At 65.8% G+C, this 24,756-nt stretch carries 22 protein-coding genes; 5 read left to right on the top strand and 17 right to left on the bottom strand.

Going from position 1 to position 24,756, the window contains the following annotated elements; all coding sequences use genetic code 11:
- Positions 1 to 2 precede the first annotated feature (2 nt).
- The 7 genes from ASF43_RS17830 to ASF43_RS17860 form a co-directional block, all read right to left on the bottom strand.
- Complete coding sequence (locus ASF43_RS17830) at positions 3 to 2,006, bottom strand: heavy metal translocating P-type ATPase (RefSeq protein WP_056183858.1); 2,004 nt, start codon at positions 2,004 to 2,006, stop codon at positions 3 to 5.
- A complete protein-coding gene (locus ASF43_RS17835; RefSeq protein WP_056183859.1) occupies positions 2,003 to 2,380 on the bottom strand; it encodes a hypothetical protein in 378 nt (125 codons plus the stop codon). Before ASF43_RS17835 ends, ASF43_RS17830 begins: the two co-directional genes overlap by 4 nt.
- 24 nt (positions 2,381 to 2,404) lie before the next feature.
- Positions 2,405 to 5,521, bottom strand: a complete 3,117-nt coding sequence (locus ASF43_RS17840) for an efflux RND transporter permease subunit (protein ID WP_056183861.1) — start codon at positions 5,519 to 5,521, stop codon at positions 2,405 to 2,407.
- Positions 5,522 to 5,527: 6 nt separating this feature from the next.
- Entirely contained in the window at positions 5,528 to 6,634 is a 1,107-nt protein-coding gene (locus ASF43_RS17845; RefSeq protein ID WP_056183863.1) for an efflux RND transporter periplasmic adaptor subunit, read from the bottom strand.
- Positions 6,635 to 6,642: 8 nt separating this feature from the next.
- Positions 6,643 to 7,191, bottom strand: a complete 549-nt coding sequence (locus tag ASF43_RS17850) for a hypothetical protein (protein ID WP_156373390.1) — start codon at positions 7,189 to 7,191, stop codon at positions 6,643 to 6,645.
- A gap of 23 nt (positions 7,192 to 7,214) precedes the next feature.
- Complete coding sequence (locus ASF43_RS17855) at positions 7,215 to 8,477, bottom strand: TolC family protein (RefSeq protein WP_156373391.1); 1,263 nt, start codon at positions 8,475 to 8,477, stop codon at positions 7,215 to 7,217.
- Between the two features lie 78 nt (positions 8,478 to 8,555).
- Complete coding sequence (locus tag ASF43_RS17860) at positions 8,556 to 8,915, bottom strand: hypothetical protein (protein ID WP_056183869.1); 360 nt, start codon at positions 8,913 to 8,915, stop codon at positions 8,556 to 8,558.
- Between the two features lie 126 nt (positions 8,916 to 9,041).
- On the opposite strand from ASF43_RS17860, the gene ASF43_RS17865 reads away from it, so the two are divergent.
- From ASF43_RS17865 to ASF43_RS17875, 3 genes are all read left to right on the top strand, one after another.
- The gene (locus tag ASF43_RS17865; protein WP_056183872.1) at positions 9,042 to 9,725 is read left to right on the top strand and encodes a heavy metal response regulator transcription factor; all 684 of its coding nucleotides are present in this window, start codon (positions 9,042 to 9,044) and stop codon (positions 9,723 to 9,725) included.
- Positions 9,722 to 11,086 (top strand): heavy metal sensor histidine kinase, encoded by a 1,365-nt coding sequence (locus ASF43_RS17870; RefSeq protein WP_056183874.1) that lies wholly within the window; start codon positions 9,722 to 9,724, stop codon positions 11,084 to 11,086. The genes ASF43_RS17865 and ASF43_RS17870 overlap by 4 nt, the downstream gene beginning before the upstream one ends.
- A 65-nt stretch (positions 11,087 to 11,151) precedes the next feature.
- Complete coding sequence (locus ASF43_RS17875; RefSeq protein WP_056183876.1) at positions 11,152 to 11,511, top strand: DUF4148 domain-containing protein; 360 nt, start codon at positions 11,152 to 11,154, stop codon at positions 11,509 to 11,511.
- A 905-nt stretch (positions 11,512 to 12,416) separates the two neighbouring features.
- On the opposite strand, the gene ASF43_RS32320 is transcribed toward ASF43_RS17875, so the two are convergent.
- Genes ASF43_RS32320 through ASF43_RS17880 form a run of 3 tightly spaced genes read right to left on the bottom strand, consistent with a single transcriptional unit; the run spans position 12,417 to position 13,844 of the window.
- Positions 12,417 to 12,776 carry a thermonuclease family protein gene (locus ASF43_RS32320; RefSeq protein WP_369803290.1) on the bottom strand — a complete coding sequence of 120 codons (360 nt, stop codon included), beginning with the start codon at positions 12,774 to 12,776 and terminating at the stop codon, positions 12,417 to 12,419.
- On the bottom strand, positions 12,730 to 13,155 hold the full coding sequence (locus tag ASF43_RS29955) for a thermonuclease family protein (RefSeq protein ID WP_369803291.1): 426 nt from the start codon (positions 13,153 to 13,155) through the stop codon (positions 12,730 to 12,732). Before ASF43_RS29955 ends, ASF43_RS32320 begins: the two co-directional genes overlap by 47 nt.
- Entirely contained in the window at positions 13,155 to 13,844 is a 690-nt protein-coding gene (locus tag ASF43_RS17880) for an SOS response-associated peptidase (protein WP_056183878.1), read from the bottom strand. Before ASF43_RS17880 ends, ASF43_RS29955 begins: the two co-directional genes overlap by 1 nt.
- 85 nt (positions 13,845 to 13,929) lie before the next feature.
- Between ASF43_RS17880 and ASF43_RS17885 the strand changes: the two genes are divergently transcribed.
- A complete protein-coding gene (locus ASF43_RS17885; RefSeq protein ID WP_056183881.1) occupies positions 13,930 to 14,313 on the top strand; it encodes a LexA family transcriptional regulator in 384 nt (127 codons plus the stop codon).
- Positions 14,314 to 14,320: 7 nt separating this feature from the next.
- A complete protein-coding gene (locus ASF43_RS17890) occupies positions 14,321 to 15,622 on the top strand; it encodes a Y-family DNA polymerase (RefSeq protein ID WP_056183883.1) in 1,302 nt (433 codons plus the stop codon).
- A 544-nt stretch (positions 15,623 to 16,166) separates the two neighbouring features.
- Here ASF43_RS17890 and ASF43_RS29960 read toward each other — a convergent pair.
- From ASF43_RS29960 to ASF43_RS17925, 7 genes are all read right to left on the bottom strand, one after another.
- Positions 16,167 to 16,916 carry a hypothetical protein gene (locus tag ASF43_RS29960; RefSeq protein WP_200932567.1) on the bottom strand — a complete coding sequence of 250 codons (750 nt, stop codon included), beginning with the start codon at positions 16,914 to 16,916 and terminating at the stop codon, positions 16,167 to 16,169.
- Positions 16,917 to 17,431: 515 nt separating this feature from the next.
- The gene (locus tag ASF43_RS30810) at positions 17,432 to 18,097 is read right to left on the bottom strand and encodes a hypothetical protein (RefSeq protein WP_156373392.1); all 666 of its coding nucleotides are present in this window, start codon (positions 18,095 to 18,097) and stop codon (positions 17,432 to 17,434) included.
- Positions 18,098 to 19,039: 942 nt separating this feature from the next.
- Positions 19,040 to 20,533 carry a hypothetical protein gene (locus ASF43_RS17900; RefSeq protein ID WP_156373393.1) on the bottom strand — a complete coding sequence of 498 codons (1,494 nt, stop codon included), beginning with the start codon at positions 20,531 to 20,533 and terminating at the stop codon, positions 19,040 to 19,042.
- Between the two features lie 1,393 nt (positions 20,534 to 21,926).
- On the bottom strand, positions 21,927 to 22,295 hold the full coding sequence (locus tag ASF43_RS17910) for a cytochrome c (protein ID WP_056183891.1): 369 nt from the start codon (positions 22,293 to 22,295) through the stop codon (positions 21,927 to 21,929).
- Between the two features lie 2 nt (positions 22,296 to 22,297).
- Positions 22,298 to 23,533 (bottom strand): sulfite oxidase, encoded by a 1,236-nt coding sequence (locus ASF43_RS17915; protein WP_056183892.1) that lies wholly within the window; start codon positions 23,531 to 23,533, stop codon positions 22,298 to 22,300.
- Entirely contained in the window at positions 23,530 to 24,174 is a 645-nt protein-coding gene (locus ASF43_RS17920; RefSeq protein ID WP_056183894.1) for a hypothetical protein, read from the bottom strand. Before ASF43_RS17920 ends, ASF43_RS17915 begins: the two co-directional genes overlap by 4 nt.
- A complete protein-coding gene (locus ASF43_RS17925; RefSeq protein WP_056184561.1) occupies positions 24,171 to 24,704 on the bottom strand; it encodes an RNA polymerase sigma factor in 534 nt (177 codons plus the stop codon). The genes ASF43_RS17920 and ASF43_RS17925 overlap by 4 nt, the downstream gene beginning before the upstream one ends.
- Between the last annotated feature and the right edge of the window lie 52 nt (positions 24,705 to 24,756).

Raw genomic sequence — 24,756 nt, forward strand, 5'->3', positions numbered from 1 at the left:
GACTACGCCGGCCCTCGAAACCGCAACAGCCTGAGCGCATTCGCGACCACCAGCAACGTGGAGCCCTCGTGGAACACGATCGCCGAGCCGATGGGCAGGCCAAAGATCGTGGAGGGAATCAGCACCGCCACCACGCCCAGGCTGACCCACAGGTTCTGCCGGATCACGCGGTCGGTGCGCCGCGCCAGCGCCACGGCGAACGGCAGTTGCGTCAGGTCGTCGGCCATCAATGCCATATCGGCCGTCTCCAGTGCCACATCCGAACCTGCGCCGCCCATGGCGATGCCCACGCTGGCCTGCGCCATCGCGGGGGCGTCGTTGACGCCGTCGCCCACCATCACGACGACGGCGCCCTCGGCCCGCAGCGCGGCAATCGTCTGCACCTTGTCCGCGGGCATCAGGTCGCCCCGCGCTTCGGTCAGGCCCACGCTCGCGGCCACGGCCTCTGCCACGCGCTGGTTGTCGCCCGAGAGCATCAGAAGCCGCGTGATGCCCTGTGCACGCAGCGCTTCCACCACGCCCCGGGCCGAGTCGCGCGGCGTGTCCATCACACCCAGCACCCCGAGGTAGCGCTCACCGTGGCGCACCAGCATGGTGGTACGACCGGCCGCAACCAGCGCCTCGTTGCTTTGCAGCAGCTCGGCGGGTGGTGGCGCGCCGTCTTGCTGAAACAAGGCGGGCTTGCCGATGTGCACGGGCCTGCCGTCGACCTGGCCCGTCACGCCCATCCCGGTGATGCTGCGCAGGCCTTGCACCTGCGGCAGCACCGTCTGGTCGCCCAGTCGCTCGCGCGCGCCGTGCACCACGGCGCCGGCCAACGGGTGGTCACTGCTTTGCTCCACCGCCAAAGCCAAAGCCAGCAACTCGGTATCGGTCACGCCAGAGACCGGCACCGCATCGGTCAGCCGTGGCTTGCCCTCGGTCAGCGTGCCGGTCTTGTCGAAGGCCATGGCTGTCACCTTGGCCAAGTGCTGCAAGGGCGCACCGCCCTTGACCAACACGCCACTGCGGCCGGCCCGCGCCACGGCGCTGAGCACGGCACTGGGCACCGAGATCGCCAGCGCGCAGGGACTGGCCGCCACCAACACCGCCATGGCACGGTAGAACGTGGCGGTGAAGGGTTCGTCCAGCACCAGGCCGGCACACAGCAACAGCGCCACGCCCACCAAGACGGCGGGCACGAACACGCGCTGGAACTTCTCGGTGAACTGCTGCGCCGGCGAGCGCTGCTGCTGCGACGCCATCACCAGCTTGACCATGCGCGCCATGGTCGATTCAGCGGCGGGCCTCGCGACCATCACGTCCACGGCGCCAGACCCGTTGACCGTGCCGGCGAACACGCGGTGCCGGGCCGCCAGCTTGTCGAAGCCGGCCAGCGCTGCCTGCGCGTCGGCCACCGCCTCCTTGTCCACCGGCACGCTCTCGCCGGTCACGCTGGCCTGGTCCACGCTGGTCTGACCGACGACGACAAAGCCATCAGCCGGTAGCCGTTCGTTGGGCCGGACCACGACGATGTCGCCCGCAACCAGGCTGGCGACAGCGACGTCTTCGGTCGTGTCAGCGCGCCGCACCGTGGCGCGTTCGGGGGCCAACTCGGCCAGCGCCTCGATGGCACGCCGCGCGCGGCCCATGGCGTAGTGCTCCAGCGCATGGCCCAGGCTGAAGAGGAACAGCAAGAGCGCGCCCTCGGCCCAGGCGCCGATGGCCGCAGCGCCCACGGCAGCGACCAGCATCAGCGTGTCGATCTCGAAGCGCCTGGCCTTCAGGTTGTCGAACGCCTCGCGCAGCGTGAACCAGCCGCCCGCCACGTACGCGAACACATAGCAAGCGCGGGCGACCATGGGGCCGGCCAGGCCCCAGCGCTCCACGGCCCAGCCGGCCAGCAGCGCCACACCACAGGCCAGAGAGAAGACCAGTTCAAGAGAGGGCTCGCCACCGGCCCCGTGCGCATGCGCGGCGCCGTGGTCGTGCCCATCGCCCTCGGTGTGGGCGTGGCCTGCGCTCATTTCAACGTGAACCGCAGGTTCGCCGCCTTCTTGCCGGCCAGCTGCACGGTGGCGACCACCTTGGTGCCGGCGGCGGCCGGGAAGGCGCCCTTGGCCTCCAGCTTGTCGCCGGCCGGGGCCAGCGCGGCCTCGGTCTTGGCGCTGCCGGCCAGCAGCGTCAGCTTGCCGCTGGCGCCCTTCAGGTCCACCGGCTTGCCGTGGTCGCGCACGTAGAGGGCAATGGTGTCGGCCTTGGCCACGAGTTCGTAGTCCAGGTGGTTCGCCTCCATCACCAAGCCGCCGTGCAAGGCCTTGGCCTCGTGCTTGTCTTCGGCGATGGCGCCGGTGGTGGCGAGGGACAGGGCCAGAGCGGCCAACAGAGCGGTTGCTTTCATTTCGGTTTGCCTTTCAAGAAAAAATTACAGGGCCTCGTTCGCGCCATTGGCGGCCAGACGTTCGGCATCCTTGCGGCCGAACAGCCAGAACATCGCGGGCGTGAGGAAGGTGTCCAGCAGCGTGGAGCTGACCAGGCCCGAGAAGATCACCACCGCCACCGGGTGCAGGATCTCGGTGCCGGGCCGCTCGGCCTCGAACAGCAGCGGCGCCAGCGCGAAGGCCGTCACCAGCGCGGTCATCAGCACCGGGCTCAGCCGCTCGATGGAGCCGCGCATGATCATCTTGTGGTCGAAGTTCTCGCCCTCGAATCGCATCAGGTTGATGTAGTGGCTGACCTTCAGGATGCCGTTGCGCACCGAGATGCCGGCCAGCGTGATGAAGCCCACCAGCGCCGCCACCGACAGCGGCTGGCCCGACAGCCACAAGCCCAGCACCGCGCCCACCAGCGCCAGCGGGATGTTGGCCATGATCAAGAGCGCCAGCCGCGTGCTCTGGTAGCGGCTGAACAGCACCACGAACATCAAGATCAGCGAGACGATGGACAGCAGGCCGACCAGGCGCGACGCCTCTTCCTGCGCCTGGAACTGGCCGCCCAGGGTGACGAAATACCCCTCGGGCAGCGGGTGCGCCGCCACGGCCGCGCGGATGTCGGCCACCACGTCGGACAGCGCCCTGCCCTGCGCGTTGGCCGAGAGCACAATGCGGCGCTTGCCATCGTCGCGGCTGATCTGGTTGGGGCCATCGCCGTCTTCGATGCGCGCCAGCAGCGACAGCGGCACGCGGCCGGTCGGCGTCTCCACCAGGATCTGCGCCAGGCCTTCGACCGAGCGCGCTTCCTCCGGCAGCCGCACCACCAGCGCAAAGCGCCGGTTGCCCTCGACGATCTGCGTCACGCGCTCGCCCTCGACCAGGCTTTGCAGCACGGCCAGCACCTGCGGGGCGGGCACGCCGTAGCGCGCGGCGGCCTCGTAGTCCAGGGACACCTTGATCTGCGGCGCCAGCACCTGCTTCTCGACCTCCAGGTCGGCCAGGCCGGGGATGGCGGCGAGCCGGGCGCGCAGCGCATCGGCCTGGCCACGCAAGGTGTCCAGGTCTTCGCCGAAGATCTTGATGGCGATCTGCGAGCGCACGCCCGACAGCATGTGGTCGATGCGGTGCGAGATGGGCTGGCCGATGGCAATCGCAGCCGGCAGGTTCTGCAGCCGCGCGCGGATGTCGGCCTGCACCGCGTCCATGGTGCGCGTGATCTCGCCGGGGGGTTTGAGCCCCACATCCAGCTCGCTCACGTGCACGCCCTCGGCATGCTCGTCCAGCTCGGCCCGGCCGCTGCGCCGGCCCACGTGCGTGACTTCGGGCACCTGGGCCACCAGCTTCTCGGCCTGCGATGCCAGCGCCGAGCTTTCGGCCAGCGTCACGCCGGGGTTCAGGCGCAGGCCGATCAAGAGCGTGCCTTCGTTGAACGGCGGCAGGAAGGTGGTGGAGAAGAACGGCACCGCCACCGCAGCAGCCACCACGGCCAGCGCACCGGCGGCAATCGCCTGGCGCGGGTGGTTCAGCACCGGCTGCAGGCCGTTGCGGTAGCGTGCCTTGAGCCAGGCCAACAGCTTGGTGTCGCCATGGTCCAGCGACTTCATGTGCGGCAGAAGGTAAAGGCTGAGCACCGGCGTCACCGTGACCGACACCACCAGGCTGGCCAGGGTGGAGACGATGAAAGCGATGCCCAGCGGCACGAACAACTTGCCCTCCATGCCCGGCAGCGCGAACAGCGGCACGAACACCAGCACGATGATGATGGTGGCGTACAGGATGGCCGATCGCACCTCCATCGTAGCCGCGCCCACCACGTGCAAAGGGCTCCAGCTGTCGGGGTGCATGGCACGTTGCTCCTTCAACCGGCGCATCACGTTCTCGATGCCGACCACGGCGTCGTCCACCAGGCCCCCGATGGCGATCGCCAGGCCGCCCAGCGTCATGGTGTTGATCGACAGCCCGAAGCCGCGGAACACCAGTGCCGTCGCGAAGATGGACACCGGGATCGCCACCAAGGCAATGATGGTGGTTCGCAGGTTGCCGAGGAACAACAGCAGGATCACCGCCACGAAGACCGACGCGCCGATCAGCTTGCCTTGCAGCGTGGTGATCGATGCCTCGATGAAGCTGGCCTGGCGGAAGGTGACCTGCGGCTCCTGCATGCCGGCGGGCAGTGCGGTCTTCATCTCCGCCAACGCGGTCTCGATGGCCAGGGTGAGCGCGATGGTGTCGGCCGTCGGCTGCTTCTGCACGCCCAGGATCACGGCGGGCTGGCCCTCGAAGCCGGCGTCGCCGCGCTTGATGGCGGGCGCGAACTCGACCTGCGCCATCTGGCGCAGCACGATGGGCTGGCCGTCCTTGGCGGTCAGCGCGAGCTGGCGCAAGTCGTCCAGCCGCGAGGTGCGGCCCAGGTGGCGGATCAGGTACTCGCGCCCGTTCAGCTCCAGGAAGCCGCCCGAGGTGTTGGAGGCGAAGCCTTTCAGCGCGCCCTCCAGCTGCTCGTGCGTGATGCCCAGCGAGGCCATCTTCGCCGTGTCGGGCTGCACCTGGAACTGCCGCACCTCACCGCCGATGGGGATGACCTGGGCCACGCCGGGGATCGCCAGCAGGCGCGGGCGCAAGACCCAGTCCGCGTACTCGCGCACCGGCATCGCGCCCAGCTTGCTCGCGTCGATCGGGATCGCGATCTGCATGATCTCGCCCATGATCGAGCTGATCGGCCCCATGCGCGGAATGACGCCGCCGGGCAGGCCCTCCTCCATGGCCGAGAGCCGCTCCGACACCATCTGGCGCGCGCGGAAGATCTCGGTCGACCAGTCGAAGGTCACGTAGAGGAAGGACAACCCGGCGCTGGACGTGGAACGCACCGACTCCACGCCCGGCAGGCCGTTCATGGTGGTTTCCAGCGGGAAGGTGATGAGCTGCTCTACCTCCTCGGCCGCCATGCCACCGGCCTCCGTCATGATGGTGACGGTCGGCTTGTTGAGGTCGGGAAATACATCCACCGGCATGGTGGACAGCGTGAAGGCGCCATAGGCGACCAGCACCACGCCCGCGATGATCACCAGCAGCCGGTTCGCCAGGCTGCTGTTCAAAAGCCACTTGAACATCGTGCGTTACCGGATCTGGTTGACCAGGCTTGCGCCCTGGTGCACGAAGCGCTCGCCAGCTTTGAGGCCGGTGGTCGCGACGACGTTGGCGCCATCCAGCGGCTCGGTGGTCAGCACACGGGGCTCGAAGCGCTCGGGCGCGACCTTGACCCAGACGATGCTTTGGTTCGAGGGATTGCGCATCAGCGCCGCAGCGGGCACCGGCACACCGGCGACCTGGCTCTTCGTCTGCACCACCACCTGCACCGGCTGGCCCACGGCCAGGCCGAGCAGCGCCGGCCCCTCAGCTGCGAACTGCAGCGGCAGCGCCTGCTCGCGCAGCGAACGCGCGGCGCCGACGAAGCGCAGCGGCACCCGCTCTTTGCCCACGGCCAAGGCGCCGCCGGCGATGTCGGCCACCAGCGCTGGGTCGTAGGCCAGCGCCTCGATGCGCAAGCGCGTGGGGTCGACGATCTCGAACAGCAGCTCGCGCGCGTCAACCACGGCACCAGCCACGGCCGTGGCCGAGGCGATGACGCCGGAGACCGGGGCCACCAGCGCCTCGCGGCCCGACAGGCCGGCCGACATCACGCTGGCGCGTTCGCCCAGGCTGGCCAGCTCGCTCTCGGCCGCCTCGATCTCCTTGCGCGGCACGGTGTCGGCCAGCTCGCGCAGGCGGGCAACGCGCTTCTCGGCCAATGCACGCGCTGCGCGCAGCTCGGCCACTTGCGAGGCCTGGCCGGCGCGCTCCAGGTTGCCGGCAGCGGGCGCGACATAGGCCAGCACCTCGCCCTTGCGCACGGCCTGGCCGGGCGTGGGGAAGCCGCGCGGGCCGGGCTCCAGGCGGCCGGGCTGCGTGGGCTGCACGCGGCCACCGGCGTTCGGGTCCATCACCACCTTGCCGGCCAGCGTGAAAGCGCGCGGCAGTTGCTTCTGATCGGCGACCAGCGTGCGCACGCCGATTTGGTGCTGCGCGGGCTTGGGCAGGAACACGCCGCCGTCGGGCAGGCGCTGCGGCGCGTTGGCGTTGGCGCCGGCCGGGGCTTCACCGTGGTCGTGGCCTTCGCCGGCCCAGGTTAACGACGTGGTGATGGTGAACAGCGCGGCCAGCAACAAGGCTGCGGCGGTCTTCATGCGGACATTCATGCGGCACCTCCGGCCGGTTGGTTGCGTGCGGCACGGCCGCGCTTGAGCAAGGCCACCAGGAGCAACAGCAGCGCCAAGCCGCCACCCACCCACGGCGCCCACGCACGCCAGCCGGCCGCATGCGCCGCCTCTGTGGGTGCTGCAGCACCATGGATGTCCAGCTCGCCGGCCAGCAGGTCGGAATCGGCACCGGCGGTGACGGTGGCGGTGACGGGATGCGTGCCCTCGCCCGGCACATCAGCCAGTTCGGCCTCGAATGCACCGGCCGCGACGGGTTTGAGCGTGACGGCCTTGCCGGCCAGCTCCAGCTGCAGCGTGGCGTTCTCCACCGGCGCGTTGCTGGGCGCGTGGTCCAGCCAGACGCGCAGGTGGTGGCCTTCGAGCACGCCGACCAGCTCGAACAGGTCGGATGCGGCGGAGAAGCGCGGCGAGGCCGGGCCGGCCGCCGTCGCAGGGGCTTCTCCGTGGTCGTGGCCGTCGCCGGCAAGGGCCGGGCCGGCCAGCCACAGCGCCAGCAGCAGCGGTGTCAAGCAGAGGGATCGCATGGAGGTGCTTTCGTGAGAAGAGTTCATTGCGGCAATAGGCCCAGGGCCTGACGCAGGGTGGAGATGGCGTGCTGCATGCCGACGCGGGCACGCGCGCTCTGGCGCTCGGCCTCGGCGGCCTCCAGCTCCACGCGCAAGCGGGTCGGCAGATCGCTCTCGCCCAGGCGGAACGACTTGTCGAAGAAGCCGCGCGTCTGCTGCGCCAGCGCCAGGCGGCGCGCAGCGGCCGTGGCCACGGCCTCGGCGGCGGCCATGCGGGCGCGGGCGCCGGCGATGTCGGCCGCCAGGCGGTTGGCCTCCAGCACGCGGGCCTGTTCGACCTCGATGCGCTCGGCGCTGGCGGTGGCCACCTTGACGCGGTAGCCCGAGGACGAGCCCAGCGGAACGCGGATGCCGAAGGTCAGGCTGTGGCCATAGGACTCGCCCCGCGCACCGCGCTCGCGGCCAGCCAGCAGCGTCAGTTCGGGGTTGGCGCGCTTCTGCACGGCGGCCAGGTCTTGCGCCTGGCGCGCCACGCGGGCACGGTCGTCCAGCTCGGCCAGCGCGGGGTGGTCGGCGGCGGGCGATAGGTCGGCGCCCGGTGCGGGCAGCGGCTCGGCCGTGGCCGCGGCTTCGGGCGCCACCACGCCCAGGCTGGCCAGGGCCTGGCGCGCCTGGACCACGGCGGCACCGGCTTCGGCCACCTCGGCCTGGGCCGTGGCCACGGCGCCGTCGGCCAGGTTCTGGTCGGCACGCGACAGGTCGCCTGCCGCCACGCGGCGCGCCACGTCGCGCGCGAGTTGCGCAGCGCTGTCGGCGCGGCCACGGGCGGCCTGCTGCTCCAGCAACGCCGCCTGCAAGCCCCACCAGACCTCGCGCAACTGGCCGGCCAGGCGCCACTGGGTGGCGCGCAGCCGCGTCTCCTGCGCCTGGCCCTCCGCGTCGGCGTGGGCCTGGGTCAGCCCGCGCTCGCCCGGCAGCCACAGCGGCACCGAGACGCCGGCCTCGATCTCGCGCGCACCGTCGTTGCCGGTCAGCCGGTCGGACTTGAGGCCGGCCTCCAGCGCCGGCGGCTCGGGCGTCCAGCGCTGCGCGGCCTCACGCCGGGCCTGGCTGGCTTCGCGCCGTGTGGCGGCGGCGGCCTGCTCGGGCTGGAGCGCCCAGATCTGGGCGAAGGCGTCGCTCAGCGTGGTGGCGGGGGCCGGCGCGACCGGCTGCGCGATCGCGAACGCCGGCAGCGCGGCGCAGGCCCACGCGGCGGTATGCAGCCAGCGGGGCGCCGGTCTGCTCGAAAAAATCCAATGCATGCACATCCTCGTGAACGCGGAAGCAGGTCCGCGAAACTGGCCCCGACGGGGGCCGACGAAGGCCGCGAACGGCCGAAGTCAGGCGAGGAAGGAATGCGGCGGCCGGATCAGCCGTTCGGGAAGGCCGTCGGTGATGGTGCGTCGATAGGGCGTGACTGCTGCGTCAGGTTGGCTTTCTGCCGTACTGGACACGGGGGCATGCAGCAGGACGGCGCACAGGCCGCCATGGCAGCCCACGCAATCGAGGTGCGGAATCTGCACGCCAGCGGCATCGTCCGACTGCACCGCATGGGTCGGCGCCGCTTCATCGGCATGCGCGTGGTGGCCGAAGTGCGGCGCCTCGACCGCCACATCATGTCGGCACACGCTCGCCGCTGCAGACCAGGTGGCCTGCAGCGACAGCACGAGCATCAGCACGATGGAGAGAAAGCGGCGCATGGAAGATTGGGTTTGCTGCAACGCAACAGCGGGGCGAGTGTAGCGGTCCGAATCCATCCCCCGTGCGAAAGCCCGATGACAAATTTGTCATCGGGCTGGAGCCAGGGTGCACACCACAATCCGGCCATGCAATTGTTGATCGTGGAGGACGAGGTCAAGCTCGCCCAGTACCTGCAAAAGGGTTTACGCGAAGAAGGTTTTGCCGTGGACGTGGCGCACGACGGCGTGACCGGGCTGGAGGCTGCCTCGCTGCACCGCTACGACCTGATCGTGCTGGACGGCATGCTGCCTGGGCTGGACGGCTTGGCCGTGCTGGCCGCGCTGCGCCAGGGCCAGCAGACGCCGGTGCTGATGCTGACCGCGCGTGGCGAAGTGGAAGACCGGGTGCGCGGCCTGCGCAGCGGGGCCGACGACTATCTGGTCAAGCCCTTCGCGTTTCCCGAACTGGTGGCACGCATCCAGGGGCTGTTGCGACGCGCTTCGCCGGACCAGGCAGAAGCAACGGTTCTGCGCCTGGCCGATCTGGAGGTCGACCTGATCCGTCGCCGCGTGACGCGCGCCGGCCAGCGGCTGGACTTGACGAACAAGGAATTCAGCCTGCTCACGCTGCTGCTGCGTCGCCAGGGCGCGGTGCTGTCCCGCACGGAACTGGCATCGCAGGTTTGGGGCATGAACTTCGACAGCGAGACCAACGTGGTCGAGGTTGCCGTGCGGCGCCTGCGGGGCAAGCTGGACCAGCCCTTCGAGCGACCGCTGCTGCACACGGTGCGTGGCATGGGCTACGTGCTGGAAACCAGGGCCCAAGCGTGAGCGCGCGTGGTCTAGGCGCCAGGCTTTCGCTCTGGCTTGCCCTGCAATCGATGATCGGACTGGGCTTGGTCTGCGGGGCTTTGTACTTCGGCTTTGATTGGACATTGGATCAACGCCGCGACGAGACGCTGGCCCAGAAGGAAACCGCGGTGCGCGATCTGTTGGCGCAGACCCGCGGCGCACACCGTCCCGAAGATGTACCGCATCTTCTGCAGGACATGTTGGCCGGACACGGCGATTTGGGCTTGCGACTGGTCGATGGGGCGGGTCAGGTCGTCTTCTCGCGTCTTTTGCCGCAGGCCGTAGTGGCCACTGCACCAGTTCACCATTTCCAGATGTCGGTAACAGACATTCCGGCGCCGGTGCAAGTGACTTTGCAGTTGGACCCCAGTGCAGACCAAGCCCTGCTGCAACGCGTCGCCTGGCTCCTTCTTGCGGCTGCACTGGCAGGCACAGCAGCCATCGCACTGGGGGGCCGGTTGCTGGTTCGTCGAAGCTTAGCGCCACTGCACCAACTGGTCGCACAAACGTCACAGCTAACACCTTACACACTCTCCGCAGACTCACTGGCGCACCGCCTGGACGGACGAGCTCAACCAGCGGAGCTACAGCCGCTGATCGTCCAGTTCAACGCCCTGCTGGACCGGCTGGCTGCTTCCTATACGCAGATGGAGGCCTTCAATGCCGACGTGGCGCACGAACTCAACACCCCGCTCGCCACCCTCATCAGCGGCAGCCAACTGGCATTGCGTCAGGCCGCGAGCAAGGATGAGCTTCAAGAGTTGTTGGGCTCGCAGCTGGAAGAGTTGGACCGGCTTGCCCACATCGTGGCTGACATGCTGTTTTTGTCCCGTGCGGAACGAGGATCGGGCGCGCGCCGGACCGCAGTGCCCAGCTTGGCCGCGCTTGTCGCGGATGTCGCCGAATTCCATGAAGCGGCACTCGCAGATGCGCGCCTGACACTGCGGATTGAGGGCGACGCAGCAGTGAGGGTTGACGCGGGGCTGCTGCAACGCGCCGTCTCGAACTTGTTGGGCAATGCGACGCGGCATGCACGCGCGGGGACAGAGGTGGTGTTGCGGATCCGGACTCTCGAACCGTGCACCACGCAGATCACGGTAGAGAACTCTGGAAGCACGATCGCGCCGGACCACCTGCCACGCATCTTTGATCGGTTCTTTCGTGCCGACACCGCACGCGCGCAGGCAGATCGCCACCACGGCCTGGGTCTCGCCATCGTCGCGGCCATCGCGCGACTGCACGGCGGGGGGACGCTGGCGCAGTCACAGGCCGGCCGCACCTGCATCGGCCTTTGGCTGGCCGACATGACGCAAACGTCATCCAGTTGTGCGGCTTCCTGAATATTCGTTTCCCAGAATTGGTCACACCGCGCACCGTTGCGCGGATCACTACCAAAGGAAACACCATGAACCGCCTCAACGCCATCTTGATCACGACTTTCGCCGCCTTGGGGTTTTCAAGTCAGGCCCACGCCCAAACCATGACGCGCGAGCAAGTACGCGCTGAGTACTTCCAGGCGCGCGATCAGGGGCGCCTGCCTGTCTTCGGCGAAGTCGGCGACACGCAGAAGCCGACCGCAAGCGGCAGCCTACTGACACGTGAACAAGTGCGCCAGGCATTGATGGCGTCCGGCCCGATCCTCACGGGTGAAGGCGTGGATGCAGGCATCGCTCCCGCAGTCGGCAGCCAGCGCACGCGCGCCGAAGTGCACGCCGAAGCCGTACGGGCGGTCCGGAGCGGCAGCATCCCGGGCGGCGAGGTCTGACCACGCCGAGTCGAGCTGCAATGGCCATCGGTGCCGGGCGGGCACGGTGGCGGCGCTGTTTTCCAGCCAGACCGAACCAATGGCCGTCCAGCTTCCGACCACTTGGCACCAGACTGTCCATCGGTCAACTCTCGCGTTTGGCAAAGATGACAAAAATGTAATCAGACTGTTCGCAGAACACTGCTTTGGACTTCCAGACTCAAAACACACTCATCGCCCATCAGTGGCCGTCGATCCGAATGCGGAGCCACGACAAAGTTCGGTGGGTGGCTGCGAAGTCCTCATCGATGGGTGGTCAACAGGAACTCGTACCACGGCCGTCTGCGTCTACATGCCGCTCGGGAAGGATCAGAAGTGAAATTCCACACGCTTGCGCCCATGGGTAGGCTTGTTGGCGCTGCCGTCTTCATGTCGGGGTGCGCGTCCCTCCCACCACCGGATTTGACCGCTCAGTCCATCTACTGCTATCGCAGCAAAGTGGACCGTTACAGAAAGGGTCTGTGCACCTCAGCGCCCGTGCCAAGCTTGATGCGGGATGCCGAAGCCAAGGAGTTCAAGCCGAACCCCAGCTACCTCACTGTGTATGTCGTTCGGCAGAACTGGGGGGACGGCAACAACGTCGTTCGACTATTTGCTGACGGCGGCAGCGCCATCGAAACTCTTCCGGACACTATGGTTAGGCTTCGGCTCAATCCGGGGAGTCACGAATTGACCTACGAGTTCGAAGGTCAGCGCGGGACTGCGCAAGTCGTGGGTGGGGCGGGTGAGGTACGTTTTGTTTGGCTTAGTGGCACAGCTTGGGCTTGGCGCAGTCGCTATTCGTGGGGCGATGATCAGCAGGTTGCCATCCGGCAGCGCGCGTCGAGAACGCGCTTGATAGCGGATGTCCAGGGCTAGCATGCTGGTCAGTACCCCAGAAGAACCCGCAGGTACATCGTTGCGGATCTGCGGCCCTTCATGGCCTCAAAGACGAAGCCCTCGTGCCACAGGATCCGGCGGCACCATTCGGCGTCAACCGCGCTGTTCGAGCGCAGGATCATCCGCGTGTTGGGCTGCAGCACTGGCGTGGGACCGTCTATCTGGTGTCCGCCGCCTCGGCGATTTGCTACCCGCCAGTCCCAGGGCGTCATTGGATCGGGGTCATGCCACAGCCCTACCCTCTTGGCCCGCGCTTCATGCTCCGCGGATTCATACTGACCCCGTGCCTCCGGCCGCTGCTCACGTGCGTAGGCCCGGTACCACCAGGCCATGCCCAGCCTCACCATTGCCAGGCCCGCATCGAGCGTAGGCGGGCCTGTCGGTGCCGAGACTGGCGGCCACCCACACCGAGCACACTTTGCGGCCGTAGCGGTCCGATTTCGGGCATTCCAGACGTGCTATCCGTCCGAAGACAAGGGCGCCCAGTGCCATGCGCGCTCTGGTGCCGAAGGGCTGGCCTTTTTCCGGCGCATCGATGCCTGAAAGTCGCACGCGGACCTGCTCGTACAGCCCGGGCGATCCGCAGCGTGCAGTGAGCGTGTCGCCGTCGGCGACACCGACGACAAGGCATTCGTACACGTCGGCACGCGTCGGCGTGCTCACCATGGCAAGCATTGCAAACATGCCAGCGGCCGAGATGGCTCGCAAGGTTCTGGCGGCCGGCATCACGCCCCTCTGGGACGGGTGGGCCGAGGCGCCGCAGCCGCGACGAGCAAGTCGGCGGGGAACTGCTGCATGAACTCCATCGAGCGCTCTGCCGACGCGTCCAGCCAGGTGTCGAACTGGTGCTCGTGCAGGATCACGACCATGCGCTTCTCGTCGTCGGGTCGGTGATAGTTGGACATCAGCGCATGGTCATCGGCATTCACGGTCAGCATCGTGAAGCTGCGCAGCACCGTTCCGTCCGGCGAATTCCACCCAGTCCACAGGCCGGCAATGCCCATCGGTCCGCCATCGGCACGGCCGATGCGCGTCGGGACTGCCTTACCACTGCGCCAGTCCGGTTCGTAGATGGCTTCAGCCGGGATCACACAGTGGTGAGCCCTGCGCCATGAGTCCCGAAAACTTGGCTTGTCTCGCGCGGTTTCCGGCCGCGCGTTGTAGGTGCGGCGCGCCGCGACCAGCGCCGTCTTGACGTCGACAGCCCTGGTCCAGTGCGGCACCAGGCCGAACGCACCCGCCTGCGCCTCGCGCGGCGGCACCGCATCGTCACCGCTGCCCCACTCTTTCGGCCGGCGAATGAAGATGGACTCGTAGGCTGGCCAGACGTCGAACTTCACCCCGGCCGGCAGGATGACGCCGAAGTGTTCAGCGAGACGTTTGGGGTCCGAGACCCCTTCGTAGTGGGAGCACATTGGCGATCATCCTATCGCGGCATATACTGGATGGGTGAACAGTATTTTACAGGGATGCCCACTTCCGCTCGCGGACGCCAGTTTGATGCTGCCAGTGGCCGGGTGGCCGGTTGTGGCCGGCTTTCCGAGCCCAGCGGAAGATTTCCTGGTGCAGCGCATCGATCTGACGCAGGAACTGATCACGCACCCGCAGGCGACGTTCCTGCTGCGGGTCTCGGGCGAGTCCATGCGCGACGCCGGCATTTTCGACGGTGACATGCTGGTGGTGGACAAGGCCATCAAACCGCGACATGGACATGTCGTTGTCGCAGTCGTCGACGGCGAGTTCACCGTGAAGTACCTGTACCAGCGGGCTGGCCGCGTGAAGTTGCGCCCTGCCAACCCGACGTTCCCGGAGATCACGCCCCACGAGGGCCAGCTGCTGGAGGTCTGGGGCGTCGTCACGGCCAGCATCAAGCGCTTCACGTGAGGTTGCTGTGTATGCGCTGATCGACGGGAACAACTTCTACGTCTCGTGCGAACGGGTGTTCCGACCCAGCCTGCAAGGACGGCCGGTGATCGTGCTGTCCAACAACGATGGCTGCGCGATCGCCAGATCGAATGAGGCCAAGGCGTTGGGCATCAAGATGGGGTCGCCCTGGTTCCAGATTCGCCACCTGGAGGAAGAAGCCGGGCTCGTCGCCTTGTCGGCTAACTTCTGCCTCTACGGCGACATGTCCGACCGGATGATGGGCCTGGCCGCAGGCTTGGGGCCGACCCAGGAGATTTACTCCATCGACGAGTCGTTCGTTGGTCTGGACGGCGTGCGCGGCAACCTCGTAGAGCGAGCGCACCGCATACGCGCACGGATCCTGGTGTGGACCGGCATCCCCTGCGGCATTGGCATTGGATCGACCAAGACGTTGGCCAAGCTGGCCAACCACATCGCCAAGACGGCCGAGCGCAAACCGGGCAGTTATCCGTCCGAGTTGGCTCAGGTCTGCGACCTGTCGGCCCTGCCGCCAGAGGAGCTTGACGCGGTGCTGGCCGCAACCGAGGTGGGCGAGGTTTGGGGCGTCGGCCGCAAGATCGGCGCGCAGCTGAACGACGCCGGCGTGCGCACGGTGCTGGACCTGGTGCGAAGCGACCCCGCTACGATTCGTCGGCGCTGGGGCGTGGTGCTGGAGCGCACGGTGCGCGAGCTGCAGGGCCTGCCGTGCATCGGTCTGGACGATGCGCCAGCACCCAAGAAAGAGATCGCGTGCACGCGCTCCTTCGGCAGGCCGCTCACCGACCTGGTGCCGCTGATCGAGGCGGTGAGCGAGTTCGCTGGCCGTGCAGCCGAGAAGCTGCGCAAGCAGGATGGCCAAGCTGGCCAGGTACTTGTCTTCGCGCACACATCACCGCATCGGCCCGGGCCGCGGTTTCATCGCAGTGTCATCGTGCCGTTGCGCAGGCCCAGCGCTGACACACCGGCTCTTGTGCGCGCCGCAGTTGCGGGCGTGCACCAGCTCTTCCAGCCGGGCTATGCCCTAATCAAGGCGGGCGTGATCCTGTTGGACCTGACGCCAGCAAGTCGGGTCCAGCACGAACTGAGTCTGGAAGACGATGCACCCGACCATGGCCGCGCGCGCCTGATGCGTGCCATGGACACGCTCAACGGGCGGTACGGACGGGGTACCGTCCACTCGGCCAGCACAGGCCTCGACGATGCCAACAGAGCGTGGGGCATGCGCCAGGAACGCAGGACGCCGAACTACACGACCCGCTGGGCCGAGGTGCCGGTCGCAAGGGCGTGAAACGGTACGCATGCAGACCTAAAATCGGACAGCGGCCGGTAGACGAGTGCCACTTTGACGGTCACTTGCCGGCCATCAGCAGTCACCCGTCGCATTGCAACGAACGACCGCTGCAGACTGGCTGCTGACCTTGAGCTTTTTGAGCTGAGTGACCGCCGCTCGCGAAACCTGCCATTCACGTTCGAAAAGCGCGTCGGTCCGCTTTAGAGCCGGAACCGGTCATCAGCGACAACTCGTCGCAAGATCGCGCGAACGGCTGCTTGCGCAGTTGGGTGAGTTGGCGCTCTGCGCCCTGAACGGTCATCGGAGATGCTCGAATCGAAGAACGAAAGTTGACTCTCAACGCCGAAGGTCAGCGGGCTGCGAAGCCGTCCGCTGCGGCGACCTGTGCGGCGGCGGGAAGGATTGGCGGGACGCAGCCTCCGCACGTAACGTTCGAGGTGCGACGGGGCCGACGGTGAGACACCAAGCCCGGTGGAAAAATGATAGGCCGCGCCTGGAGCTGGGCTTGTGGCTTGCCGTTGGGCCTCGCCTCGACGAAGGACTAGGCGTCTTCGCCCGGGAGTGCCTTGCCATGGAGTTCTGCAAGTGTGCGGCCGAACGATGGGTTGAACCTCCGCGCCTCCTCCAGCGTTACTGCAGGAATCCAGAAGCTTTTCGTGTGTCGCCCTCCGAAGACATCCAGCAATCGTACGGACAGTCGAATCTGGCCGTTCAAGACGCGTGGCTGGCACCCACCCCAACTGTCGGACTGCTCAAAGTAGACAACGCCTACCACCGACTGTCCGGGCTGGAGATAGGTTTCTTGCTGTACCGGTGACAGAGAGTTTCGTTGAAACATGAACGGGTATACATTGAGGCTTTCGCCAATGGCCACCTGGAAGTCCGAGAGCGAGGCAGTACGATGTTGAAGCCAGTGTCGAAATAGCGTGTTGCAAAACCAGCTTTTGGAAAACGGAACCACGTTCCAGCGGTAGCCAACGTGGACAGCATGAAGGCTCGAGGCCGACGAGCCGCAGTTAGCGACAGACAGGTAAAGCGCAAACCCGATGCGGTGCACATCGTGGCCGGTGGACTTCTCGCCTGTAGGGAAAACGCAGACAAAGGTCGGACCTGGAATGAGCTCAGCAATGAACTTCGGTTTGCGCCGCAGGGCCGAGAATATGCCACTGGCCCAGCCCAAGAAAAGTGTAAGGATGAATATGACTACGCTGACCAACCCTTGGTTGTCATTTAACCACGTGATCGTCAGCGCAATGTGTTGACCGAACTCTGATGTTAACGGCTGGAGCAAGATAAGAGGCCTAACGCCTGAATTAAGTCGCGCCGCGAAGCGGCGTCGGTTTGAATAAATTTTTTGGCCGCACTGCGCAAATCCTAGCTAGATCAATCGATACAACGAACAAGTGAATAAATGCGCTCCGCGATCTTGCGGCCACTGCTATTCCTCATTTGGTCAAGCGTATGGTCCAAAGCGCTTTTATACACCTCTCCATCAGATCGGCGCAGAGGGCCGCGCTTGACCAACATGCTCAGGATAAGAACCCATTCCTCTCGGTGGCTCTCTGGCACCTCATCCTCGCGCAGCACCCGAAGTTCTCTGTAAGCGCCACGCAGTCTTTGACGAACATCTCCCTCTCGCACAGCTAAGGCGTAAAGAGCAGCGTTGTACTTACCGCGATATCGAAGACTGACCATGTTCGGCCGAACGTTTGACATAAGAGGCCACCGAAAGTATAGCCCGGCAAGGCGGAAAATAAACAAAAGGGCTTTGCCGGGCCATGGTTTGCCGTCCTGCCGATGGAAGAATTAGGCCTTTACTGAGATGTGACTCGTGAACACTTCAGCATATCGCTCACTCACTTCGGACCACCTTGCGAGGAGATGGCCCCTGGTTATTCCGAAGACATGTCTGATCTTGTCGGGATCTTCTTCGCTCCTAATTTGCTCCCAAACTGTCAGACTAGGTGAATCCAAGATCGCGTCTGGCCCCTGATCTATGAGGGACTTAATCTTTCTGTCTATTCCTGGAGCGTCGATGTACATGCGCTCGGGATGAATAAAGTAGTTGATCACCCCAAAGATGTATCGGCGCTCACTTGGGTGGTCGACTATCTTGATTAGCTCGGATGACAGCGCACGGAGCTTCACTCTGTCTCCCCCGGACTCCTCCCTCGCAGATTGCCAAAGCCGCTTTACCCTTTCTACCTGCTCAGGAACCTCCTCTCGTGAGAGGATCTCGGCATTCATTCCTGCGTACCATGTATGTGCCTTTCCATTGAGCGAAAGAAAAGCGGGCAATTCAGTCTCGCACTTCCGAAGCATCTCGATGTGATTCCGGTGAATTGCCAGAAGATCTAGATAGGTCGTTTCAAAGAACAAACGAAATCTTTCCTCATTGTTCGCGATGCGTCGTTTGTCGAAGTCCTTCAGAACATCTATGAGCCACTTGACCGGCGATGCCATCTCGATCATTTCAACTCCTCCTTAGTTGGCGCAAATACCCAATTATTGCGTGGTTTGCTGTTCCCCGCTCGCAAGGACTAACGCTCGCGGTAAGCCGCCACGGAGTGCGGAGCACGGCGGGCACCCGCAAGCGGAGCTTGTGGGTGTCGGCTTTACCAACCAGTTAGGGTGGTTTTCGAAGAAATAGGGGTGCAACTGATTTTAGAATCGGGTCTCTGGGCGAAATGGCATGAGGTCGGCGTTTATTTTGCCGTTGTCGGAAGCTTGCTCGCTATTTCCTTGATTCGTTCGAGCGCCTTGTCTGATAGTGCAGGTGGCGCTTTGCCAAAGTCTATGGCTTGAGCCGCTAATGTCCTTTGCAGGATATCGAGCTTTGAAAGATCTCCATCGCAAAGCTCTAACGCATCCGCCGCAGAACCAAGTGATGCGCAACCTTTATGTGGAGATGACTTGGGCGGACGGATACGGTTCTGGTGCATCTATGCCCGATCAGACGCATGTCAACGCCTTGCATCAGGCCCTGGAGGCGCTGGGTCGCCACAGAGGAAGGTACCAGGTCGAAGGCCATGGGCTGTCCCCCAGCCTGGCTCCGTACACCAGGCGGGCCACCTTGACTGCGAGACACGTGCCCTGCGCCAAGCTGCAGGCTGGCTTCACACGGAAGTCGCCGCCTTGTTCAGCAACCTTCTGCGGAACGTCTCTGCATCGAGCGTCCGAATCCCGCGCCTGTGATCTTTCCGGCGCTGCCGCGTCCGTCGCGGTGATTGATCGCAAGCACGACGTGGGGTCGTGGCCCAGTCTGCTCATCTCAGCATACGGTTTCGGCCATATGCCCATGATGTCGCCAAGCCTGGCGCCCCGAGCGAGATGCCACGGCACGCCCGGGCACCCTGGGCCTGCAGCCGAACGACGCTCTGCGGGCACTTATTGGTGTGACGCCTCAAAGGTTGCTCACTTGAACAACCCAGATACGAACGGAAGATAGGCCAAGTTGCCACACGGTCGTCGGTCCGCCTTGAGGGCCGACAATCCCTCCGCCTTCCACGCCCCGCTTTGCTGCACGATCAAATCGGACGACTTCGGCTGCTTCGCGTACGCAAGCACGTTGGCATAGATCGCCTCCGGCTTCTCGCCAGCGCCGGCGAGTGCGACGGCTCTGATGATGTACGAACAGCTTCCGGTGCTGTTCCTCGTGGTCACTTGAAGTTGGTTGTCGATCGACACGAGAGGCGCCTCAAGGTCCTTGTCAAGGGTGGACAACGCATCCTTGTGCCGTGACGCCCCGATCTGTGCCAGGGCGAGATTCTGTTTGGCCATCGCATCGGGAATCAAGTCGTGCGCGGCCTGCATGTCCTCGAAACCTTCGGCGTACTTCCCCGCAATCAGCTTGGCGAAGCCCGTGTTGGTCAGCAGGTTGACGAAGTCCCGCATCGAATTCAGGATCTCCGGCTTGTCCTGCAGTTTGGCCACGGCGCTCGTTCCCACATCAACCGCCGCGGCGATCTCACCGCAGCCGACCAGCGCAGCGATTCGATTGGCCTGGGTCCCCGCGTTCATCTGCTCATCGGCCAGTTTTGAGTAAATCTCCGACGCCCTTCTGCAGTCGCCCGAGTAGTAGTGAACGTTCCCGATGTTCTGGCGTGCGCTTCTCCGCATCAAGGACGTGGTGCGATTCGTCCTGTCGTCCAAGACCGCCTGGTACTCGCGGATCGCAGTCCCGCGGCTTACCTCGATCGATTTTTTGGCGCCATCCGACTGAAGTTCTGTGAGTGCTTGGGCCAGCATCGAACTGGCCTCAGCAAGCGCAAACCTCCTGAGCGGATGCTCCTGCCACGCGGCATCGTCCGATGCCGTCTGCAGCTGCCTGATGAGCACCCGAGGCAGGAACGTGCTCGTCGCCTTGTTCTCGCTGTTCCAAAGGCGACGCTCGTCGAACACTTTGGCGACCACCGACAGCCTGTCCGCAAGCACGGGCGAGGACTTGCGCAAGTTGGCGATCGACTCCTTGATGATCTGATGGTCGTCGTTGGAACCGCCCAATAGCGTTGCCACCAACCTCCCATAGGCAGGAGGCGTGTGCAGGTGGAGAACTACTGCGGTTGCTAGGCTCGCCCCCGTCGTCGCGAGCACGCAAAGCGTCAGCTGCCTCTTGTTCTGAAGGGTCGAGTTCTTGATATGGCGCCACATGCTCTTCGGCGCATCCGTCAGCGATTCCCCGGTCAGGAACGCGTAGAGATAGGTTGCTGCAAGGGCAAGTATCGGAGGGAACGCGAGCTTGAGCGATAGCAGGTAGTCGACGGTTGGCGTCAACGCGTCGTCTGTGAAATGCCGATAGACGAGGACGACGTTCAGCACCATCGCCGCTGCTGCCAGCAGTACCAAGACCTGCAGCACCGCCAAAGGCACATCAAGTTCACCGGAGCGATAGCGTTTGGCAAGGCTCATGGCATCTCCGAACATGGCGCTTGAGCGGCTCACCTTGGCAGAAACCGCACATCGCTGACCCTATCCTGGGTTAGACGGTTGTGGCACCGACCAGGGCTAAAGGTCTTGACGACATGCGATCCCGGCGACGACACCGCCTCGAACCAAGATTATGGACAGATCGCCGCGGCATGGCGTCGTGCATTTGGAGGACGCACCTTGCTTCGCACCGGCCAGGAACGGTCATAACCTCCGTCGAAACAGGACTTGCCCCAGACTTACCGCGATGCCACGACACCGATTCCGGCAAAGGGACGACTTGCTCGACCTCCACCCTCGCCCTCCAGCAATAGTTGTGATAGAACCGTTATTCAAGAAACAACGGTGCGCATTTCAGCGATCGTGGACGCCTGTTTCAGGCTGATCGCGGACGGCGTTTCAGCGCCATCGTAGACGCGCGGGGGTTGCGCGCAAGCGAGGTGTTCAATGTATCTCAGTCGTCCACGATCAGTTTGAAGCGCGGCACGGACGTGCCGTTGTCGGCGTGCCCGCAGGGCATGTTTTGGGGCTCTGGTTTTGTCTTATCAGGCCCCTGCCAGGCCGCCGGAGGCGCCCCCGGATCACGCAACGCGCTTCGCCTCGCGTCGATCGGCCTGTGGCTCGCATCGGCTGGACACGCACGCACGTGGTGGCTCAAACAGAGCCGCGGCCGCCTGCACGAGCCCGGGCGTTGGGGTCCTTCACGCCGCGGTTGGGCTGTGGGCGAGCCCAGCGACCTCGTCCATCACCACGGCGTGCCCGTCCACCACCGCACCGTGCTTCTCGAATCCCCATAGACCCCTGCGGCTCACAACCGCTGCGCCTTGGTCCGCGGTTTCCTCCCTCGAGGCTTGTGCGACACATGCCCTCAAGTCCTGCCTGACCAACGCTCAGCTGCGTGCCGGGCAGGTGTCTCACAACCCGAAACAATTGCGGTCGCTCGTCGTGGCGGCCTGGATACCCGGTAACCGCCAATAAGCAGTCATCGGCCTCCGTCGATGGCACGCTCAATGACCGCTGATTGGTGCCCTGGGGACATCGGGCCCCAAGGACTGTTGAACGACCGCTGCTCTGATCAGCGAACTGGTTCACCCGACCCGTTGCTGACCGTCGGGACTGCAGGGAAGCGGAACTTGACCGGGAAGGCGGGCCCCAGTAGCTTGACACCTGTTGATTCCGGGCAGACGCAGGGCTCGACAAACGCCGTCTTCAATCCTGGCGGGGTGTGACCCCGTGGTTGCCAGGACGGGTAGGCCCTCGACGGCGGCAACCGCTGAAGATGCCCTGCGTTTCGGTGTCGATCAGTTTCTTGCGGCCCGCGCGGGTGAGCCTTCATCGGTGCGGGCTAACCCGCAGATTCCACCCGCCCAGAGTCTCACTTGGCACCCCCGCTGGCCTTGGACACGTACAGCGCCAGAGCCGCGATTTCTGCATCGGTGAGCTTGTCCTTGTACGAAGGCATCTGGCCCAACCCGTTGCGCAGCGCCTTCGCCACGCGCGCAGCGTCGGGCTTCAACTCGTCGAGCACCGGGCCGACGGCGCCCTCGGCGCCCGCGGCCTGCAAGGTGTGGCAAACGGCGCACGAAGGGACGACGCCTTGCAGGAACAGCTTCTTCCCCAGAGCGAGCTGCGCGCTCTCGTCGGCCGCCAGTGCAGGCAGAACGAGCAGCGCCAAGCCGGCGACAAGCACCGCCGTGACCCTCAAGGCATGCAACATGAAGTGCTGCTGAATGGTGCTGCGCATGCTCAGGCCACCGTCACTTTCACGGCGTGGTCGGCCCAGCTCGTGTTGTTGTAGCCGCCCGCGTTTTCCATGCGCTGCTCGGGTTGCACGTTGCCTGCCGTGTCGGTGGCGCGGCTGGCCAGCGTGTGGCTGCCGGCCGGCAGCCTGGCCGGCAGCACGAACTGGCGCCAGGCATAGCGGCCGAGGTCGGGCCCGGTGAGCCGCGCGTCGCTCCAGGTCTTGCCGCCGTCCATCGACACCTCTACGCGCTTGACGCCGTTGAGCCCGCCGAAGGCCACGCCCTGCACCTGCACCAGGCCGGCCCTCACGCCGGCTGCGTCGGGTGCGGGGGAGTTGATCCACGACTTGACCGTCATCTCCTGCACCGACGGCTGGCTCGGGTCGCCCTTGCCGCCCGGCGGCGAGATGCGGTAGCCGTGCGACATGATCTTCGCGTCCGTCTCCTTGGCCGTGAAGGCCAGGCGCTTGATGTACTTGATGTTGTTCACACCGGTGTAGCCGGGCACGATCAGGCGCAGCGGGCCGCCGTGGGCCAGCGGGATCGGCACGCCGTTCATTTCCCAGGCCAGCAGCGCGTCGGCGATGGCCGCGGCCGGCACCGAGCGCTCGACGATGATGCTCAGCGGGTCCAGGCCCTCGGGCAGCTTCTCGCCGCCGGTGCCGGTCAGAAAGCCCGCACCCGGCACCATGCCGCCCAGCGCCTCGGCCACCACCCGCACCGGCACGCCGGTCCACATCACGCAGCCGGCCGCGCCCACCTGCCAGGGCGTGCCGCTGGGCTTGCTGGGAAAGTAGCCGCGGCCATTGCCCGAGCACTGCAGCACCATCGCGGTGGTCTCCACGCCCATCGTCTTCAGCTCGCGCAGCGTCAGCTTGCGCGGGGCCTTCACGCCTTCGATGGCCACTTCCCACGCGTCGCGGTCGGCCACGATGGAGGCGTCGGGCGCCGGCAGGTTGTTGCGGATGTAGAGCTGCTCGGCCGGCGTGATGACGCCACTGCCGAAGGCCGAGCGCTTGGTCTCGATGGTGGTGCTGCTGTGCACGATGACGCTGGCCGGGTCTTTCCAGTTCACGTAGGCGGGCAGCGGCTTCGGTGCGGCCGTAGAGACTGTCACGACCGGGGTTTCGCCCGCAGCGGCGGCGCCGCGCGCGAAAGTCGCCAGCCCGGCAGCGGCCAGGGCGCTGGCGCTGCCGGCCAGCATCTGGCGCCGCGGCAGCGAGTCAAGGGTCTTGTTCATCGTGTCTCCTTGGGGGTGGGTGCGGGGGTGGGGGTAGATGGGGAGGTCAGGGCGTCGCCGGTCGTGCCGAACTGGTTCTGCGCCACGGCCAGCGCTTGCTTCTTCTGCGCCACCAGCACCAGCGGCTTGCCATCGCGCGAGGTGATGACTCTCCAGTGCACGTCGCCCCACCAGCCACCGCCTTCATTCAGCGCCACGGCCTTGTCGAAGGCGAAAACGGTGACCATCCCGCCTTTCTCGAAGAAGGTGGTGAGGTGATAGACGAGGTGGCCGTCGATGTCGCAGGGCCGCATCAATTGCGGGAAGCCGGGCACCACTTGTTTGCCGCCCAGACCCAGGTGCTGCAGCAAGGGCGCAGGGTCCATGAAAGTTCCGCGCAGCGTGCGTTCGAAGTATTCATGCTCGATGGCACCACGCACCAGCTCCGGCGGGCGCATCGCCAGCACGGCGCCGCTGCCGCTGCCGACCAGCAGCAGGCCCAGCATGGCGCGCTGGAAGCCGCGCCGCGCCAGCAGCGGCTGCGCCTTGCGGTACAGGTGCGGCGGGGCGTCGGTGGCGTCGAAGGCCAGCGCGAGCTCGGCGCGGGCGCGCAGGTCGAAGGCGCTGTCTTCGGGTTCGGTGGTGGGGGCTCGGTGCTTCATGTGGGGGTCTTTCGCAGTGCCGTCACGCGGGCGCTTGACGGCGCCTGCACGGGCACGCCCATCACGCGCTTGAGCGCATCGCGCGCGCGGGCCAGACGCGACAGCACCGTGCCCGGCGCGATCTCCAGCGCCTCGGCCATCTGCGCGGTGGGCATGTCGTCGAAATAGAACAGCACCAGCACCTCGCGGTGCATCGGCGCCAAGCGCGCCAGGGCCTTGACGACGTCGAGCTTGTCGTCCAGCCCGGCGTCGGGCGCGGCCTGCTCGGGCTGCTCGTCATCGTCCAGCGACTGCATGCCCGGCGTGGCCTGGCGGAAGGCGGCGCGGCGCATGATCTGGAACAGCCAGGCCCGCGCCAATGTGGCATCGCGCAACTGCTCGCGGTGTTTCCATGCGTTGGCAAAGCAGTCCTGCACCACGTCTTCGGCCATCGCGCGCGAGCCCGTCAGCGCCCACGCGCTGCGCAGCAGGAAGCGGTAGTGCTCACGCACCCATTGGTTGTAGCGGGACTCGGCCGACTGGAAGAGCATGGTGATCAAGAGCGCCAGGGGCGGCCGCTCATTCCATGCCGATCATCGGTAG

The organism is Pseudorhodoferax sp. Leaf267, assembly GCF_001422405.1.
Lineage (GTDB): Bacteria > Pseudomonadota > Gammaproteobacteria > Burkholderiales > Burkholderiaceae_C > Pseudorhodoferax.